Annotated in this window: 17 protein-coding genes and 1 pseudogene; 11 read left to right on the forward strand and 7 right to left on the reverse strand. The window is 43.6% G+C overall.

From position 1 onward, the window contains the following. Positions 1–14 precede the first annotated feature (14 nt). The 3 genes from PLE7327_RS00335 to PLE7327_RS00345 all read left to right on the forward strand — a co-directional run bounded on the left by PLE7327_RS00335 (position 15) and on the right by PLE7327_RS00345 (position 3103). Positions 15–1415 carry a chemotaxis protein CheW gene (locus tag PLE7327_RS00335; RefSeq protein WP_015141864.1) on the forward strand — a complete coding sequence of 467 codons (1401 nt, stop codon included), beginning with the start codon at positions 15–17 and terminating at the stop codon, positions 1413–1415. A gap of 38 nt (positions 1416–1453) precedes the next feature. Continuing rightward, entirely contained in the window at positions 1454–2140 is a 687-nt protein-coding gene (locus PLE7327_RS00340) for a lecithin retinol acyltransferase family protein (protein WP_041392531.1), read from the forward strand. A 78-nt stretch (positions 2141–2218) separates the two neighbouring features. Further along, positions 2219–3103 carry an ABC transporter permease gene (locus tag PLE7327_RS00345; protein ID WP_015141866.1) on the forward strand — a complete coding sequence of 295 codons (885 nt, stop codon included), beginning with the start codon at positions 2219–2221 and terminating at the stop codon, positions 3101–3103. Positions 3104–3272: 169 nt separating this feature from the next. Here PLE7327_RS00345 and PLE7327_RS22985 read toward each other — a convergent pair. Then, a pseudogene (locus tag PLE7327_RS22985) lies at positions 3273–3530 on the reverse strand (Tn3 family transposase); the annotation flags it as partial. An 18-nt stretch (positions 3531–3548) separates the two neighbouring features. Here PLE7327_RS22985 and PLE7327_RS00350 point away from each other — a divergent pair. Further along, positions 3549–4328, forward strand: a complete 780-nt coding sequence (locus tag PLE7327_RS00350; protein WP_015141867.1) for a nucleoside phosphorylase — start codon at positions 3549–3551, stop codon at positions 4326–4328. A 126-nt stretch (positions 4329–4454) separates the two neighbouring features. Here PLE7327_RS00350 and PLE7327_RS00355 read toward each other — a convergent pair whose 3' ends face one another. After that, positions 4455–4808 (reverse strand): DUF1815 family protein, encoded by a 354-nt coding sequence (locus PLE7327_RS00355; RefSeq protein ID WP_015141868.1) that lies wholly within the window; start codon positions 4806–4808, stop codon positions 4455–4457. 343 nt (positions 4809–5151) lie between these two features. On the opposite strand from PLE7327_RS00355, the gene PLE7327_RS00360 reads away from it, so the two are divergent. Further along, on the forward strand, positions 5152–5619 hold the full coding sequence (locus tag PLE7327_RS00360) for an ABA4-like family protein (RefSeq protein WP_015141869.1): 468 nt from the start codon (positions 5152–5154) through the stop codon (positions 5617–5619). A gap of 4 nt (positions 5620–5623) precedes the next feature. Here PLE7327_RS00360 and PLE7327_RS00365 read toward each other — a convergent pair whose 3' ends face one another. Continuing rightward, positions 5624–6493, reverse strand: coding sequence for an alpha/beta fold hydrolase (locus PLE7327_RS00365; protein WP_015141870.1), 870 nt, complete (start codon positions 6491–6493; stop codon positions 5624–5626). A 123-nt stretch (positions 6494–6616) separates the two neighbouring features. After that, entirely contained in the window at positions 6617–9343 is a 2727-nt protein-coding gene (locus PLE7327_RS00370; RefSeq protein WP_015141871.1) for an HAD-IC family P-type ATPase, read from the reverse strand. A gap of 177 nt (positions 9344–9520) precedes the next feature. Here PLE7327_RS00370 and PLE7327_RS00375 point away from each other — a divergent pair, with 177 nt between their 5' ends. From PLE7327_RS00375 to PLE7327_RS00390, 4 genes are all read left to right on the forward strand, one after another. Beyond that, the gene (locus tag PLE7327_RS00375) at positions 9521–10657 is read left to right on the forward strand and encodes a hypothetical protein (RefSeq protein WP_015141873.1); all 1137 of its coding nucleotides are present in this window, start codon (positions 9521–9523) and stop codon (positions 10655–10657) included. Positions 10658–11005: 348 nt separating this feature from the next. Continuing rightward, complete coding sequence (locus PLE7327_RS00380) at positions 11006–11758, forward strand: Mut7-C RNAse domain-containing protein (RefSeq protein WP_015141874.1); 753 nt, start codon at positions 11006–11008, stop codon at positions 11756–11758. Between the two features lie 22 nt (positions 11759–11780). After that, on the forward strand, positions 11781–12698 hold the full coding sequence (locus tag PLE7327_RS00385) for a histone deacetylase (protein ID WP_015141875.1): 918 nt from the start codon (positions 11781–11783) through the stop codon (positions 12696–12698). Between the two features lie 130 nt (positions 12699–12828). After that, positions 12829–13452, forward strand: coding sequence for a 4Fe-4S single cluster domain-containing protein (locus tag PLE7327_RS00390; RefSeq protein ID WP_015141876.1), 624 nt, complete (start codon positions 12829–12831; stop codon positions 13450–13452). A 59-nt stretch (positions 13453–13511) separates the two neighbouring features. Here the strand turns inward: PLE7327_RS00390 and petL are convergent, their stop codons facing one another. Further along, positions 13512–13613 carry a cytochrome b6-f complex subunit PetL gene (petL, locus tag PLE7327_RS26065; protein ID WP_015141877.1) on the reverse strand — a complete coding sequence of 34 codons (102 nt, stop codon included), beginning with the start codon at positions 13611–13613 and terminating at the stop codon, positions 13512–13514. Positions 13614–13721: 108 nt separating this feature from the next. Here petL and aroB point away from each other — a divergent pair, with 108 nt between their 5' ends. Then, a complete protein-coding gene (gene aroB, locus PLE7327_RS00395; protein ID WP_015141878.1) occupies positions 13722–14837 on the forward strand; it encodes a 3-dehydroquinate synthase in 1116 nt (371 codons plus the stop codon). 52 nt (positions 14838–14889) lie between these two features. Here aroB and xseB read toward each other — a convergent pair whose 3' ends face one another. Both xseB and xseA read right to left on the reverse strand, forming a co-directional pair. Beyond that, positions 14890–15123, reverse strand: coding sequence for an exodeoxyribonuclease VII small subunit (gene xseB / locus PLE7327_RS00400; RefSeq protein ID WP_015141879.1), 234 nt, complete (start codon positions 15121–15123; stop codon positions 14890–14892). Beyond that, a complete protein-coding gene (xseA, locus tag PLE7327_RS00405; protein WP_015141880.1) occupies positions 15120–16274 on the reverse strand; it encodes an exodeoxyribonuclease VII large subunit in 1155 nt (384 codons plus the stop codon). The genes xseB and xseA overlap by 4 nt, the downstream gene beginning before the upstream one ends. Before the next feature lie 129 nt (positions 16275–16403). Between xseA and PLE7327_RS00410 the strand changes: the two genes are divergently transcribed. Beyond that, the gene (locus tag PLE7327_RS00410; RefSeq protein WP_041391745.1) at positions 16404–16868 is read left to right on the forward strand and encodes a VOC family protein; all 465 of its coding nucleotides are present in this window, start codon (positions 16404–16406) and stop codon (positions 16866–16868) included. Positions 16869–16936: the final 68 nt, after the last annotated feature.

Genomic DNA, 16936 nt, shown 5'->3' on the forward strand with positions numbered 1-16936 from the left:
ATAACAAGCAGGCTATGGTTATCAATCCCGAATTAAGAGAGCAAGCCTACCAACTTTTTCGAGAAGAAGCTCTAGAACTCCTACAGCAGGTTGAAGAGATCTTGCAAGCGTTGCTAGACGACCCTAATTTAGCTAAACACGATGGCTTGAATCAAGCAATAAATTTTCTCGAAACCCTCCAAGACGGAGCTTCTCAACTTGACTTAATTGAGGTTCAAATCTCAATTTATCATCTGCAATCTCTCTTAGGATCTCTCGAGCAAGAATCCGTTGAAATTAACCCCGAACTAACACGGGAACTCGAGCAAGCCAAAACCAATCTCCGGACAACGTTACTCGCTTGCTTCGACACGAACCCATCAGCAGAAAGCCCTGAGACTAGCAACAAAGACGAGCCATCGAATGCCGACAAACCGAATATGGATATTCATGAGTCAATTTTATATATAGAACTAAGTCAGTCTCTCGAACGATTAGAAAAATTCCTATCCGCACCAGAGACGGATGTCCTAAAACTTAGGAGACATATAGAAGCCATTTTGGCTCTTGGGGAGATGTTGGGACTCTCTGAGTTAGTCGCGATCGCTCAAACTACTCTATCTGTTCTGCAAGCCAGCCCTAACATAGCTCGCACTATCGGTCAGCTAGCCTTAGTCTGCTTTTGTAGCGTTAGAGATCTACTCTCGCACAATAATCTGCCTACAGAAATTTTAGAGCAATCTCTAACATTGATATCACAGTGGGATAAAAATCATCAAGACAAGGAGCCTGTGTCAGCAACAGTACAATTGTCTAAGCAGACATCGGACAATCTTCTACTACCGGAAAAAACCCAAGCTCCAACTGAATTAGAGCTAAAAGCTTTAGCGAAGATGAATCCACCTGTCTCTTCAGAGTGGACGCTCAAGACTTCCCAACTATTTGTTTGGTTAGTAGGAGATGCTATCTTTACCTTGCCCTGCAACAGGATTGAAGAAAATTTGCTGCCCAAAGTTATACAAATGATTCAATTTGAGAAGCGGCGGTTTTTGCAATGGCGCAAGCAAATTGCTCCAATTTATCAACTGTCCGAACTGCTAAGCAACTGTCCTTTGCCAGAACTAAATCCCAGCCAGGGTGGAGGAACTTCTTCTGGTGAGATAACGCTAACGCTGGTCATCAAACAAAGTCAGCAAATTATTGCCTTAGAGTCAGCGATCGACCATCTAATTACCAAGTCAGAACTTGTTGTCAAGCCTTTCGATCCCGCACTCGTGCTTCCTAGTTATTGCTACGGCTACTGTGCCTGGGAAAGCGAGCGCCTTGTTAAAATCATCGATGTTGCTGCTCTGCTCGACGAGATCTTTTCTCAACATAAAATGTTAGAAAGGGGTAGTTTTGCCAAAACCCATCAAGGCGATCGCGTTTCAGTTTAGTCTATAGGATGGGTTGTGTTGCCAAAAAATTATTCAATATGTCACGCGGGGATCAAATTTACGTCTACAGGGAATTAATTAACCTGCAAGGCGTTTACGAACATCACGGGATCGACTGCGGTGATGGGAGTGTCATTCATTATCGCAAACCCAGCGAAACCATCGAAAGAACCTCAATAGAAACTTTTACCAGAGGAAATCAAATTTACGTCAGAGAATATCCAACAGGATTTTGTTTTATTGCGGATGTCGTCGTCGATCGCGCCCAAAGTCGATTGGGCGAGCGAAAATACAATTTACTATTCAATAATTGCGAGCATTTTGCAACTTGGTGTAAAACTGGCATTAGCGATAGCAAACAAATTAGAGAGTTTGTGCCAATCGTAACTCAACTCAATACCTCTCAATTATACGAACCTCTCAAACAAGCTCTGCGAGGTTCAGATCCTAAAAATGCCCAACAGATCTTAAATGAAGCTTTGAGGGATATAAAAGTGGTCTGGGACGATATACAACCTCGCTATAAAGCAGCCCTTCAAGAAGTAGATGACTGGAATCGAGTAGCGGTAGAAGCCCTCAAGCTAAATCGAGAAGATTTAGCCAAGGAAGCCCTAAAACGAAAGCTAACCTCTAAAAAACAGGCTGGGGATCTGCAAGAACAATTGCAGCAGCTAGCAACAATAACAGAAACGCTGCTCCGTAACAGTCAGAATTTACAACCTTAAAAAACTTGACTGAGCGGTAAAACTTCAGAAAGCTGCTGATATGATTTTCCTAGCAAAATCCCCCTTAGCTGGAAACGAATGACTTTTTCAAAACTCTCCTTGCCTTCGTGGTTGAACCTATTAGTGCGTCCTAGCATCTCATCGCAATTGATGCTCTTTGGACTAATTATTACGGTTGTTTTCATCCTGCTAGCAATTTTCTGCCCGCTACTAACCGCTTGGGGACTCATCCCAGATCCTACCGATTTGTTAAGCAATAACCCTCTCGAACCCCCAGAAAGCCGCCATTGGTTCGGCACGAACGTTCGCGGCTACGACGTGTTTGCACGTACCCTCTATGGTTCTCAAGCAGCGTTAGAGGTCGTTCTTCTCGCTACCACTCTCTCCCTAATCATCGGCGTTCCCTTGGGGTTAATTAGCGGTTATCTCGGCGGTAGAGTCGATAAAATTCTGCTATTTTTAATGGATACTATTTATACGCTGCCGGGATTGTTGCTGTCGGTGACTCTAGCTTTCGTATTGGGGCGGGGAATTTTGAACGTCGCGATCGCAGTTAGCATTTCCTATATCCCCCAATACTATCGCGTCGTTCGCAACCATACGACCAGCGTTAAAACAGAATTGTTCGTCGAAGCTGCACAAGCGATGGGGGCAACTCCTACTAGGGTTCTCTCCCGCTATCTATTTTTCAATGTCATTCAAAGCGTTCCCGTCCTATTTACCCTCAATGCAGCAGATGCGATTTTGATTTTAGGAGGATTGGGATTTTTGGGATTGGGACTGCCACAAGAAGTCCCGGAATGGGGACACGATTTAAAAGAAGCGATGCCAGATCTCTCGATCGGAATTTGGTGGACGACTTTGTTTCCCGGTCTTGCCTTGACTTTAATGGTAACGGGATTGTCTTTGTTAGGCGAGGGGTTGAGCGAGATCTTTAATCCTCGCTTGCGGAAAAAGATATGAAGTGAGCTAACAGCATGTTGAGCGTCGCGATAGCACAGCGAAACATCTTCTACCAATTCGCAATTATCAGTTCGCAAAATTAGTCAGCATCTAATTAAATCTGTATTAGGGGTAAAGAGGAGATACGTGCAAATTTGAATACAATGTAAAGATTTGTAACAATCGCCCTTCAAAGTAAGAGTATCCGTTCATCCAAGGATTGGGAAATCGCTTCCATATCAATCACATAATCCCCGAATCGTTTAATGTGAGTGGTTAAATAAGGACTCAAACAGGCCACATCCTCACGCTCCAGAAGATACCCCTCACTTTGAAGCTGCTGCAAAACCTCGGTCAAATCCACCACATTCTGGAAGATGACCGCATTAGCAATCAGGTCATTATACTTAATGCTCTTTTCCTGTTGTTCTGGGTCATTACTAGCAATTTAATTTATAGTTAGAAAATGAAACTTTATCACATCGGTTTTGGGACAGAAGATTTAGGCGACAATCCACCCAAGCTAGCATTTTTATCCGGGGAACCGGAGCGATCGCGCTACATTGCCCAAAACTACTTACGCGATTTTCGTTTATTATCAGACTATCGAGGACTCAATAGCTACTTGGGTTATCTATCTAACGGTCAACCTATTTTAGCTGCGACTAGCGGCATGGGCGCGCCTTCTCTTAGTATTGTCGTCAACGAATTGATTCAGGTTGGTATTACCGAAATTATTCACGTTGGCACATGCGGTTCGATTCAGCCACACGTGCCAATAGGCAGTCTCGTTATCTCCCAAGCCGCTTTATGCCGACAGGGTGCTGCCAACGACATTGCCCCTCTAGAGTATCCTGCCGCCGCCGATCCCTTTTTGACCGTCGCTTTGGCGCGATCGGCGCAAGCATTGAAAGTCGATTATCATCTAGGCATTACTGCTTCTGTGGATACTTTTTATGAAGGTCAAGAGCGTTATGAATCTTCTGCTAATCCCCATCTGCAACGTTGGCTGCAAGGAATTACTCAAGAATATCGAAACTTAAATATTTTGAATTATGAAATGGAAGCAGGAACGTTGTTCAAAATGGCAGGAGTCTATGGCTTTTCTGCTGGCTGTATCTGTGCGGTAGTCGCTCAACGGATAGAAAAAGAAAGTATCGTTCTAGAGAGTAAAGGAGCTGCTGTTGAAAGCGCGATCGCAGTGGCAATGAAAGCAGCAGAAAGCGAGTTATATCAATTCCGTTAATATTGGAATTGTATACATAGTAGTTATAGTAGTGCGAGCATCCCGATCGCATATAGTCTTCCCTGCGTGAGTAAAACGATAGAAATTCGTCTCTAGAGAACAACAATAATCACTATTAGCTCGACTTTACTTGCTGTGAATTGCGTGATTATCCCGATCCTGTGACTGTGAAGGTTCGATCTGATACTTTACTAGATCGGCGAGATCCTGTAATTGAGCGATCGCTTCTGCGCCTTCTAGTTTCATCAATTCGCGATCGTCGCGCATTTCTGTCCAAGTGATCCCATAATCGGACACCAAAAAGCGAATTAAATGATTCTCTCCCAGGCTAACCATAAATGAAGCGCTATTCATTTGGCTGCCGCAAGTATAGCAAGAAGCCAAATAGCCTCGGTTTTCAAGAACGATCGCCAATGCTTGGAGATTCATTACCAAGTCCCGAACAAATTGGCGGTGCTGTTGTGCTAGTCGTATAAACACCTCTATTCCTCCTAATAACACTCCTCATTATAAAACCTTAAGACTTTTTTAAGATTCTCGAGCGTGAAAATGATGTACCCTTTTGAAAATTAATAGACGCTATCCTCGCTGGCGAGCCACTATGCACTAGACTAGCTCGATTCTCTCGAATTGCCCAGTATCAAGAATTACACTTAAATTTCAGATAGCTACCTTAATCGATCGTGCCCGTTTTTAAGAATTTAGGCATCATAGGCAATACATAATTTAACAAATGGAGCCAAACAAGGCGATTGTGCGTCGATCTAGCCGAAGGTGCTACTCTAGTTGGGTGGAGTAGAATGCAGACTTCTAGATAGTAGCGATGACGATTACTCAACTGTTTAATGTTTCCAATCTTTTCGTTTTGCCTTTCTGGGCATTGATGATTCTCCTGCCTAACTGGGGAGTCACCAAAAAAGTGATGGAGTCCTTTCTTCCATTTGTAGCGCTTGCTGTGCTTTATATTTATTTTTTTGTTGGGGCTATTACGCCCGAATCGGCACAAGCCCTTGCCAGCCCTCAGTTAGCCGATCTCGCTAAGGCCTTTTCAGATGAAACAGTCATGGCAACGGGCTGGACTCATTTTTTAGTAATGGATTTATTTGTCGGCAGGTGGATTTATTGGGAAGGACAGCGAACTGGCGTTTGGACGCTTCACTCTCTAATTCTTTGCCTGTTTGCTGGTCCTGTAGGGCTATTATCTCACATTTTGACGGCTTGGATTGCCAAGCGGTTTTTTTCGGCTATAGAAACAGAAGCGCCCTCTACTACAGCTACAACTGAAAGTTAAATTTTTACCGGAAAAATTCTCGAATCGCCGAATATGTCTCTTCTGGGGCTTCTTCTGCGAGAAAATGACCGCAGTTAATAGCGTTTCCCTTCACGGCGATCGCCTTTTTCTTCCAAATTTCTAAAACATCACATTTGCGTCCAATTATTCCTTGTTCGCCCCAAAGTACCAAAAGCGGACAAGTGATTTTTTTGGCAAGATCTGCTTCATCATCAATGAGATCGATAGTAGCGCCAGCGCGATAGTCTTCACAGGTTGCATGAATCGTAGCGGGATCGTTAAAGCAACGAATATATTCTGCTAAAGCATCAGGGGTAAAAGCAGAAAAATCTTTACTCCAGGATTGCAAACAATGGCGTAAAAAATATTCGGGATTGGCACCGATTAACGTTTCAGGTAGAGGATAGGGTTGTATGAGAAAAAACCAATGATAATAAGCACTAGCAAATTCTTTATCGGTAGTTTGGTAGAGATCGTAGGTAGGAAGGATATCTAAGACAGCTAATTTTTTAACTTTTTCGGGATAATCTAGAGTTAAACGATGGGCAACTCTTGCTCCGCGATCGTGGCCGACGAGATAAAATTCTTCATAGCCTAATTGCGACATAACTTCAACCCAATCTCGTGCCATTGCCCGTTTAGAATAATTGCTATGGTCTGGTTTTCCTTGAGGTTTAGAGCTGTCTCCATAGCCTCTCAAATCAGCGATTATTACTGTAAAATCTTCGACTAAACGAGGTGCTATTTTGTGCCATATATAATGAGTTTGAGGATAGCCGTGGAGTAGTAAAAGAGGAAAACCTTTTCCAGCAGTAAATGTATTAATTTGAGCTTCAGTTGTATCAATGATTTTTTGTTGAAAGTTAGTTAGCATGTATCTTTCGTTAACTTCGGTAAATTTCGGTAAATTATTGACACCCGCCAAGAAATTAATTTCTTAGAACCAATAGATGAAGTCTACTTAACTAGAACGATTTTAGATGAATATCAAATCTGTTTAATTGGGAGGATCGAAACGATTGACAAAAGCTGACCAAAAGATCATCGGCGTACCGACTGCTAAACAAAACAACCATTGACTCCAGCTTAAAGGAGCCGTATAAAATACTTGATTAATTAAAGGAGCATGGGCAAAAACGATTTGTAAAACAATCGCCCCAATAATTCCAAAGCCAATGGCAGGAATTTCTATTTCTGTATCGCCTTCATCTTTCAGTTTTGCTCTTAAATTGGGGATCAATTGACTAATACTCAACAGGTAAAAGATCCGACCAGAAATTAAAGAATTAATCGTCATCGTTCGGGCGAGATTTAAATCTCCCGTTGTCGCACGAATATATTCAAATACTCCAAAAATTAAGACCCAGTTAAATGCAGAAATAGCTAGAATTCGTAGAAGGCGACTCTTGGTTAATAAAGGCTCGTTGGGATTGCGGGGAGGATTTTGCATTACATGACTAGCCTTTGGTTCAAAAGCGAGTGGAGTCGTCATGGTGATGGTATTAATCATATTAATCCAAAGAATTTGCAGAGAGAGAATTGGTAGATCTCTGGCGAGTAAAGTACTCAATAAAATTGTCATCGACTCTCCCCCATTGACGGGAAGAATGAAACAAATTGCATTCAATAAATTCTTATAAACTGACCGTCCTTCCTCAACGGCTGCTTCGATTGAAGCAAAGTTATCATCGGCGAGTAGCATATCAGAAGCTTCTTTAGCTACTTCTGTTCCTACACCTCCCATAGCAATTCCGATATCAGCTTGTTTGAGGGCGGGTGCGTCGTTGACACCATCGCCCGTCATGGCAACGATTTCACCCCGCGATTGTAGGGCTTCTACGAGACGCAATTTTTGCTCTGGGGCGACGCGGGCAAAAACTGAGCCATCTTCTACCGCTTGGATTAATTGGTCGCTACTCATGGTAGCGAGTTGAGCGCCCGTAAATGCCACGATCTTGCCATTTTTATTGATGCCCATTTGTCGCGCGATCGCGCTGGCAGTGACGGCATGATCCCCGGTAATCATCTTGACTTGAATTCCTGCACCCTGACAAGCTTTTACCGCTGCGATCGCGCTTTCGCGGGGCGGATCGATCGCGCCTTGCAATCCCAAAAAGATTAATCCTTGCTCGATATCCTCACGATCTACTGTAGATTGACTCTCTGACATGGGTAATTTTGCTAGGGCTAACACTCTCAACCCTTGCCGTGCCATCCGTTGTACTTGTTCAGTAATATCAGCTTCAAGGGCTTCAATCAGTTCGCGATCGCCGGTTGCATTTAACCCATATTGACAGCGTTTGAGAATTGCCTCGACGGAACCTTTGATATAAATTATTCTACCGTTGGGGGTTTGGTGCAGGGTTGCCATATACTGATAGTCGGATTCAAAGGGTATTGAATCCAATCTCGGCATAGCTTTCTCTATGTCTGGCTGTTCTAACCCAGCTTTATGAGCGGCGACAATTAATGCACCTTCTGTGGGATCTCCCACGACGATCCATTGCTCGTTTTTGTATTCGATATGCGAGTCGTTGCACAATAAACCTGCAATTAAACATTCGCGTAAAGTGGGTTCGTTGGTAATGTCGATGGCGCGATCGTTGAGGAGAATTTCCCCAGTCATGTCTATGGGTTCGTTATTAAGGAAAATTTCTCCAGTTAAGTTATAACCTAGCCCCGTGAGACTGTAACATTTCACCCCAGCAAAAATCCTCTGGACAGTCATCTGATTTTCTGTAAGGGTTCCGGTTTTGTCGGAACAGATGACGGTAGCGCTTCCCAAGGTTTCCACAGCAGGTAGCTTGCGGATGATGGCGTGTCGTTTTGCCATGCGGCTGACACCGATGGCGAGGGTAATGGTGATGACGGCGGGCAATCCTTCAGGAATGGCACTGACTGTTAAAGCAACCGCCGCTTCCGCCGCCTCTTTTATTCCTCGATGCTGTAAGCCAACGAGAAAGGTAATTGTTGTCAAACAAAGGACGATTAAAAGCCATTTTTGAATAAATTTATTGAATTTACGGGTTAAAGGCGTAGATAAACCCGTATGCTCTTCCATTAGTTTAGAAATTTGCCCGGTTTCCGTCCGATTCCCCGTGGCAACGACAATCCCCATTCCTTGCCCAAAGGTAACGTATCCGCCGGCGTGGGCCATATTCGAGCGATCGCCCAAGGGAATATCGGCAGGTAGCATTTCTGTGGTTTTCTCGACGGCGATGGACTCTCCAGTTAAAGCAGATTCGTTAATTTGCAAGCTTCGCACCTTAAACAAGCGCAAATCAGCAGGAACTTTATCGCCTGAGTTGAGGATAACGATATCTCCTGGAACTAATTCACCGGAAGGAATGCGCTGTTTTTTGCCGGATCGAATCACTGTAGTTTCGGTTTGTACTGAAGAGGCTAAAGCTGCGATCGCTCCTTCTGCTTTAGACTCCTGAATAAAACTCAGTAGCGCATTGGTGGTGGTGACACCCCAAATTACCCCTGCATTCACCCATTCTCCCAAAATTGCCTTGGTTGCTCCTGCCCCCAGCAAGATATACAGCAGGGGTTGGTTGAATTGCAGCAAGAACTTTAACCACCAGGGCTTACCTTTTCGCCTTTGCAGTTTGTTTGCGCCATATTGCGCCAGTCTTTGCTTGACTTCCTCGGCATTTAAACCCCATTCTGGGTCACTATCAAGCAGGCTAATTGCTTTATCAATATCAAGATGATGCCAAATGACCGTCTCTTGGGAAGAAACTCTCGATTTTTATAGTGTCAACATAAATCTATATACAAAAAAACTTATTTATAATTTAATAGCACTATTTAATAGTGCTGATAATCGAGATTAATAATTCTCTAATAAATCGACTGACACGATTAGATAGTTTTATGGTTGGCATTGGTCGGGAAAATGGTAATATCACCGAGCGATCTACAAACAGAAACAAGCGTGACGATCTCCAACATCTCTGCACCACTAGACTTATTTGGGCGACAGGTGCAGTTCCAGCAAATTACCCAGGCACTCGCACTAGATAGAGATGTCTTAATTGCAGGAGTGCCCGGTAGCGGACGACGAACGCTGGTAAGGCGTGCTGCTGCCGCTGTTGGGGCAAAAATGATAGAAGTAGACTGTATTCGCGCTATTGATAGCAAACGGTTCGTGCAACTGCTGTGCGAAGGCATCAGTCAAGGATGTAAGAGTCCAGAGTCGATCGCCCTATTGCACAAATGGGTAGAAGAAGAAAAGGATCTCTTTAGCCTCACAGAAGACGGTAAAGGCATCAAGCTGCGGCAAAGCGAGACTGTAGAGCAGCTTTGGCAAGCGTTTAAAAGCTTGCTCTGCCTTCCCCATCGCCTCGCCACGTCCTTGAATAAACAGGTTGTTCTCATCTTGTATGGATTTCCCCACATTCGCCCTTGGGATCGCCAGGGAGAATGGGAAACCTTACTTAGAGAGGAAATTAAACGCCAGACAGCAGTAAGTTACGCGCTAGTAGCAACGATCGCAGAAACCAGCCATCCAACTGAAGCGATTGGCAAGAACTTAGAAATTATTCGACTAACCCCAGTCGCTAATGAAGTAGTGGCAGCTTGGGCACAGGAAGTTTTAAACCAAGAAGGGTTAGCCTTCGATCCGCGATCGCAAGCTTTGGACACTTTTTTGGATGCGGTACAGGGACATATTGCCGATGCGACAGCCTTAATAGGGCGCTTGCGTGCCGTGCGCGTCAGTAAGAAACTAATTGGCAATGCAGAAATCGAACAAGCCATTCAAGCATTACTCGCAGATTTATCGACCACCTTTGAATCCTTGCTGGTGCTGCTTCCTCCTTCTCAGGCACAACTATTAGAAAGTTTGGCGCTCGATCCTACCGATAAACCGCAGAGTCGAGATTACATCAGCAAGCATTGCCTCTGTCGCGGGGGAAGTCTCCAAGGTGCGATCGCGGGGTTGCAACATAAAGGTTTGATCTATGGGTCAGAATTAGACTATCGCCTAGCGCTTCCCCTCTTTGCCCTATGGATTCGTCAGCGCCTTAGTTAGTGGGATGGGAGAACAATTCAAAGTTAAAAGTTCAAAAAGAAAGCTCCCATACGGGAACTTTGAACTAACAATATCAAATCCGGTTGAACGACCATAAGAACCAGTAGTGCGACCATCTTGGTCGCAATCGGGACTTTGGGCAAAGCTAATTAAGAGGATTTGATATAATGAAAGAGCTGAGCGCGATCGCATGACGGGCTGGAAACAAGATAGTTAGATCGCTTAAAGTTTTTTTATTGATTAGTATGAGTCTCGCTCGCGAGCGAGACGCTCGCACTAAATTAAAAATAGACGTTTACAAATCAAATAGGATTGCTATACAGCCGGAATCTAAAACTTTTTTGCCTTATGGCACGAGCAATTTTTTGCTTTCAAGCCGAACTCAATCATTTCCTCCCACCACACAGAAAAGGAGTAAGTTTTACTCACGAGTTTAAAGAACGCCCGTCGATTAAAGACACCATAGAAGCATTAGGCGTTCCCCACCCAGAAGTTTATGCCATTGTCGCCAATGGAGTTGCGGTTGATTTTTCTTATAGTCTTCAAGATGGCGATCGCATTACTGTCTATCCTATCTCTGCCTCTCCTAAAATTCCGTCAGGTATCAGACTTCAGCCACCTTTACCCGAAGTTGCACGTTTTGTGTTAGACGTTCATTTGGGAAAACTAGCTTCTCTATTGCGGATGCTGGGTTTTGATACTCTCTATCGCAATGACTATGAAGATGCCGAACTAGCTCAAATTTCGGCACTAGAAGATAGGATTCTCTTAACTCGCGATAAAGGAGTATTAATGAGAAGTCTAGTAACCTACGGTTACTATGTAAGGGAAACCAACCCAGAAAAGCAAGTTGTCGAAGTGTTGCGACATTTTAACTTGTTTGATGCTATCAAGCCATTTCAAAGATGTATGCGTTGTAATGGTAATATCAAACCAATCGATAAAGCATCAATTGTAGACTTGGTTCCCTCGCGAATAAGCAGAGAAATTGAAGAATTTCATTGCTGCACGGGTTGTAGCCAAATTTATTGGCAAGGGTCGCATTTTCAGCGAATGGAACGAGCGATCGAAAGGTTAATTTCTTCTGCTAGCCTCTCGTAATTTTATCAACATTTTCTAGACCATGTTTCCAGTTATTTACTCGGACGAATTTCTCGCTCACGATACAGGACGCTATCATCCAGAAAGATCGGAACGCTTGACAGCAATTGTAGAAGCCCTAAAAACAGTTACCTGGGCGAATAAACTGGACTGGCAATTGCCAACTCCCGTACCGAATAGGGATGTCATGCCATACATCCAAAAGGTACATGCTCGCGCCTACATAGATCGAGTACGCCAGATTGCAGAAAGCGGCGGAGGGTTGTTGGATCTCGATACTCCCGTTTGTCCTCGCAGTTACGATCTTGCCTTATTAGCTGTCAGCGCTTGGTTAGATGGAGTCGATAAGGTACTGGCAACCAATAACCCTGCTTTTGTCTTGGCGCGTCCGCCAGGACATCATGCAGAAAGAGAAAGAGGAATGGGATTTTGTCTGTTTTCTAATGCCGCGATCGCAGCTTATTATGCCTTAGAACAACCAGGGGTAAATCGGGTGGCAATCTTAGACTGGGACGTGCATCACGGCAATGGCACTGAAGCAATTGTCGAAACCAATCCCAATATTATTTATTGCTCGCTCCATCAGTCTCCTTGCTATCCTGGAACGGGGAAGGCAAGCGATCGCGGCAAGTATAATAATGTCCTCAATATTCCTATGGCACCAGGGAGTACCTTCGAGAGTTATCAACCCGCCTTTGAAAATTTAGTCGTTCCTTTCCTCAGCGATTTTCAGCCAGATATTTTAATCGTGAGTGCGGGTTACGATGCCAATTCCGACGATCCTTTAGCTGAGATAGCCTTGCAACCAAAGGATTATGGTTCGTTTACCGATTACCTATTAAAAATTACTCGCCGCATTCTCTTCGGACTCGAAGGAGGATATGCACTTAGGGCACTATCGCAATCCGTAGTTGCAACCATCGAAAAGTGTTTGTTGTAATTTTGAGCCAATCATCGAGCCGATTTTAAAAATATATTGACTAAATCGCTCGTCAATCGAGCCGTTCAATTAACATGATAGTTAGAGATAGAACGCGATCGCGCTTGGAATTCACTCATAATGAATAACAATGACTAACGTAACCGCAAAAATTTTATCAGCACTACAAAAAATTCCCCCAGGTTACTTGAACATTATGGGCTATGTTGATGAATCAGAAGTCAACGGACCTGGTTTTCGTGCTGTGGTTTGGGTGCAAGGATGCCCGCGAGAATGTCCTGGATGTTTTAATCCCTCTTCTTGGTCATTTGAAATCAATCAACTCGTCTCAGTCGAAGAACTCGCTCAAAAAATTCTCAGCAATCCTCGCAACACGGGCGTTACTTTTTCCGGTGGCGAACCTTTTTGGCAAGCGCCTGCCTTGACAGAGGTAGCTAAGCGAGTCAAAGCGGCGGGATTAAATGTCATGTCGTTTAGTGGCTTTACTTTAGAACAACTACAATCCAAATCTGCCCCGCTAGGTTCGTCAGAGTTATTAGAACAGCTAGATATTTTAATCGATGGTCCGTATATTGAATCTCTAGCCATTCACTCTCCCGAATCGCCTGTATCCTCTAGCAATCAAAAAGTTCGCATCTTCAATCCCGCCTTCCAAGACAAAATTACTTGGGCATCCGACCAAATAGAAATTCACATCCTCAAAGATGGCACTCGCATTATTTCGGGTTTTTGGGGTCAGATGGGACTGGAGTAAGTACCAGTTACCAGTTATCAGTTATTGCGCATCCCTGATAACTGATAACCGTTCGCTGCTTAAATTAGTTTAATGCTACGGAATCCAAAGTACAGTCCCAGAGCGATCGCAGTAAATAGCAATAGGATGGCTATGTAGGAGATGACTGCAAACATCGACATTTTTCCTTTAAACACTTACTAAACATTTGTTCTTTGCTATTGTACTCTTGAGAGATACCCCTATTCTCATATTCTCACCGCTCAAAATTTTCCCAGTTCTTATTCTTCATGCTTTCTGTCATTGCGGTTAAGTTACCCGAAAACTCTTATGAAATTGCGATCGCGCCTGGTAGTCTCAGTCAACTGGGTAGCTATATCAGCAAGCTTAATTTAGGAAAAAAAATTTTACTTGTCTCCAATCGAGATATTTTTAGCCATTATGGTGAAATAGCCTTAACTTCTCTCAAAAATGCTGGCTTTGATGTCTTTACGCATGCGATCCCCGAAGGCGAAGTCAATAAAACCTTAGATTCAATCGCCCAAATCTACGATACCGCCTTAGAAAATTACCTGGAACGTTCCTCTACCATGTTGGCTTTAGGAGGCGGCGTAATTGGCGATATGACGGGTTTTGCGGCGGCTACTTGGTTGAGAGGGATTAATTTCGTGCAAGTTCCTACCTCGTTACTGGCAATGGTTGATGCCTCTATTGGGGGTAAAACGGGTGTCAATCATCCCAAAGGAAAAAATCTCATTGGTGCATTTTATCAACCTCGTTTAGTATTAATCGATCCCCAAGTTTTAAAAACTTTACCCGTGAGAGAATTTCGTGCTGGGATGGCAGAAGTCATCAAATATGGCGTTATCTGGGATAGAGATTTATTCGCTAAATTAGAAGGAGCAGATCGTTTAGATGATATTGCTTATCTGAGCGAAGAATTATTACAAATCATTCTAACTCGTTCTTGCCAAGCGAAAGCCAATGTCGTTGGCAAGGATGAAAAAGAAGCCGGATTGAGAGCGATTTTAAACTACGGTCATACTATCGGTCATGCGATCGAAAGTTTGACTGGATATAGCGTCATTAATCACGGCGAAGCAGTAGCAATAGGAATGGTTGCCGCCGGAAAAATTGCGACTAAATTACAGATGTGGACTCAGGAGGAAGAAATCCGCCAAAATCATTTAATTCAAAAAGCAGGTTTGCCGACAAAAATTCCTACTAATTTGAATAGGGAAGCTGTTATTGAAACGTTGCAAACTGATAAAAAAGTAAAAGCAGGTAAGGTTCGATTTATTCTTCCTACTGAGATAGGGAAAGTGACAATAATCGACCGGGTTCCGTCGAATTTGATTCGGGAAGTTCTTGAAGAAATCAGAAATCCTGTCAACTCTAAATATTAAATTGTTAGATTTCTACAAAAAAGGATTAATTATGCCTACCTAGTGACTTCTCTTAAAATTCAATGTCTTCTTCTTGTTCTAACGTTTCTATTAATAAATTCATTCTCTCTTTCCCAATCGCTAAAAAAGATTCGCATTCGCGCAAATGTTCGATCGCGATCGCGAACTTCTCAAAAACTTCTTCTAGGGGCAGCGAACCCGATTCGATCTGCTCGATAATTTTCTCAACTTGGGCTACGGTTTCCTCATAATTCCAATTTTTATTGTTTTTGCGATCGCTATTCATTGTAGAATTTCAATAATTTTTACTTTAATAACTCCCTGACCTAACTGAATTTTTAACGTTTGTTCCCTAGCTAAATTAGAACTAGAGCGCACAATAGTATCATTTTCTTCTCTTACCACCGCATAGCCTCTTTGTAAAACCGCTCGCGGGTCGAGAGCCATTAATTTTTGTTTCAATAACTGGCAGCGTGCAGTTGCTTGTAGTAGCTGTGGAGAAGTCGAGGGGAAACGTTTTAGGCGAGTTTCCAATTGTTCTAAACGTTTCGATTCTAGGTCAATTCGTCGCTGACATACTTCAATTAGCGCTTCGACTCGTTGTTGGTGTTCGATAACCAGTTGAGAATATAAAGGAACTGCTGTTTCTGCGGCAGCTGTTGGGGTATGAGCGCTAAAATCAGCAACTAAATCAGCTAATGACTCGTCTCGTTGATGACCGATTCCTGTAATAATGGGGATTTTACTTTGAGCGATCGCCCTCGCCACTCTTTCATCATTAAAACAAGATAAATCTTCCACTGCACCGCCACCTCTTGCTAGAATCAATACTTCAGCGCGACCATCTCGATTCACTTTTTCGATTGCCTCGACAATAGAATCGGGTGCTTCAATTCCTTGAACGATTGCCGGGGATAGGAGAATATGCAATCCAGGATAGCGCCGTGCAAGAGTGCGTTGAATATCTCCCCAAGCAGCAGCAGTAGGAGAAGTGACTACGGCAATAGTTTGCGGATAGGGGGGAAGGGGACGTTTTCTTTCGAGATCGAACAATCCTTCAGCTTGTAGGCGCGATCGCAATTGTTGATATTGCAATGCTTGCCATCCCTCGCCGATGGCTACTGCTTGAAAAACCGTCAGTCGATATTCTCCTCGTTTCGGATAGAGACGAAGACTGCCTAGAACGATTAACAATTCTCCTCGCTGCGGTTGTTGTGCCAGTCGCGATCGCAGAGAATTCCAGACGACACATTGGATCGCAGCATCCTCATAGGGATCGCAGAGGGTAAAAAACAATCCCCTAGAGTGTTCGTGAAGGCTGGAAACTTCGCCTGCCACTACAATCTGTTGCAGCAGGCGATCGCCTTCTAAAAGGTCTTGAATATAGGCAGTGAGTTCGGCGACTGATATAGCCGTATCGACAATCGAGGAGGTCATTCGGTGTTGGATAAAAGGATTTTCAAGTTCTCATAACAAACCTTCTCATCATACTCTTCTATCATGAATGTAGCGATCGCCCTTAGTGAAACATCTAAGAGCATTGTAAACTCACCAAGCGAAAAGCCGATGACTGTTAGCCCAACCCAGAATCCAACTTGTCTTGCTGCTGGAATGCTTCGTCGAGTTCACCACGTTGCCTTCAATGTTAAGGATATGCATGCCTCTCGATATTTCTATGGAAAAATTCTTGGACTGCACGAGTTAACTGGAGAAGAAGTTCCTAAAACCCTAAAAAAATTGGTAGAAGAAGGAAAAGTTGCCAATTTCGTTACGCCAGGCGGAACTGTCATCGATTTGTTTTGGGAACCCGATTTATCACCGCCCGATCCCGATCCCAAACGCGCGTTTACTCGTGCCAATCATCTTGCCTTTGATATCGATCCCACTTTATTCGATCGCGCCGTAGAAGTATTAAAACAAAATCAAGTCGCGATCGCTCGCGGTCCGGTTACTCGTCCGACTGGAAGAGGAATCTATTTTTCCGATCCCGATGGCTTTTTATTAGAAATACGCTGCAATCCGGAAGATTAATCGCTCGACTAATCATCAAAATTTAAATCAAGCGAATGAGATCCTTTTATTTATTTCTTTCGATTTTC

Origin of the sequence: Pleurocapsa sp. PCC 7327, from assembly GCF_000317025.1 — a bacterium.
Lineage (GTDB): Bacteria > Cyanobacteriota > Cyanobacteriia > Cyanobacteriales > Microcystaceae > Hydrococcus.

Bases quoted from the DNA above. Each gene is read 5' to 3' on its own strand.
- PLE7327_RS00335 (WP_015141864.1), top strand. From the start codon at position 15: ATGGTTATCAATCCCGAATTAAGAGAGCAAGCCTACCAACTTTTTCGA.
- PLE7327_RS00340 (WP_041392531.1), top strand. From the start codon at position 1,454: ATGTCACGCGGGGATCAAATTTACGTCTACAGGGAATTAATTAACCTG.
- PLE7327_RS00345 (WP_015141866.1), top strand. From the start codon at position 2,219: ATGACTTTTTCAAAACTCTCCTTGCCTTCGTGGTTGAACCTATTAGTG.
- PLE7327_RS00350 (WP_015141867.1), top strand. From the start codon at position 3,549: ATGAAACTTTATCACATCGGTTTTGGGACAGAAGATTTAGGCGACAAT.
- PLE7327_RS00360 (WP_015141869.1), top strand. From the start codon at position 5,152: ATGACGATTACTCAACTGTTTAATGTTTCCAATCTTTTCGTTTTGCCT.
- PLE7327_RS00365 (WP_015141870.1), bottom strand. From the start codon at position 6,493: ATGCTAACTAACTTTCAACAAAAAATCATTGATACAACTGAAGCTCAA.
- PLE7327_RS00375 (WP_015141873.1), top strand. From the start codon at position 9,521: ATGGTAATATCACCGAGCGATCTACAAACAGAAACAAGCGTGACGATC.
- PLE7327_RS00380 (WP_015141874.1), top strand. From the start codon at position 11,006: ATGGCACGAGCAATTTTTTGCTTTCAAGCCGAACTCAATCATTTCCTC.
- PLE7327_RS00385 (WP_015141875.1), top strand. From the start codon at position 11,781: ATGTTTCCAGTTATTTACTCGGACGAATTTCTCGCTCACGATACAGGA.
- PLE7327_RS00390 (WP_015141876.1), top strand. From the start codon at position 12,829: ATGACTAACGTAACCGCAAAAATTTTATCAGCACTACAAAAAATTCCC.
- petL (WP_015141877.1), bottom strand. From the start codon at position 13,613: ATGTCGATGTTTGCAGTCATCTCCTACATAGCCATCCTATTGCTATTT.
- aroB (WP_015141878.1), top strand. From the start codon at position 13,722: ATGCTTTCTGTCATTGCGGTTAAGTTACCCGAAAACTCTTATGAAATT.
- xseB (WP_015141879.1), bottom strand. From the start codon at position 15,123: ATGAATAGCGATCGCAAAAACAATAAAAATTGGAATTATGAGGAAACC.
- xseA (WP_015141880.1), bottom strand. From the start codon at position 16,274: ATGACCTCCTCGATTGTCGATACGGCTATATCAGTCGCCGAACTCACT.
- PLE7327_RS00410 (WP_041391745.1), top strand. From the start codon at position 16,404: ATGACTGTTAGCCCAACCCAGAATCCAACTTGTCTTGCTGCTGGAATG.